This is a genomic window from Jeotgalibacillus sp. ET6, from assembly GCF_029667115.1.
Taxonomy (GTDB): domain Bacteria; phylum Bacillota; class Bacilli; order Bacillales; family Jeotgalibacillaceae; genus Jeotgalibacillus.
In genome coordinates this window covers 1-260 of sequence record NZ_JARUIU010000148.1, presented here as the reverse complement: position 1 = coordinate 260, position 260 = coordinate 1, and the positions used below count along the sequence as shown (strand labels likewise).

At 51.2% G+C, this 260-nt stretch carries 1 pseudogene; it reads right to left on the bottom strand.

Annotated elements, in window-relative coordinates:
• Positions 1-73 precede the first annotated feature (73 nt).
• Positions 74-163: pseudogene (locus P6709_RS20065) on the bottom strand (F0F1 ATP synthase subunit C); the annotation flags it as partial.
• Between the last annotated feature and the right edge of the window lie 97 nt (positions 164-260).

Sequence of the window (260 nt, the reverse complement as noted above, 5' to 3'; positions counted from 1 at the left end):
GTACGGATTCCACCGCCCACCTGAACCTTTGCTGGCAATTCGTTTACGACACGAAGGCCGGTTCAGCTCCTTAAACGCCCATCCTTCCGCTTTTAACTTCTGGCTGGCGTGCGATACCTTCTACTGTTTTTGATACGATCATTCCGTTACCGATACCTGCACCTCACTACCATCAAAGAAAGCTCACAGCATGTTCGGCTGGGACTGGGTCAAGATGGTTGGTCGGTTCATCCAGAAGCAGCAGATCAGGTGTCTCAATC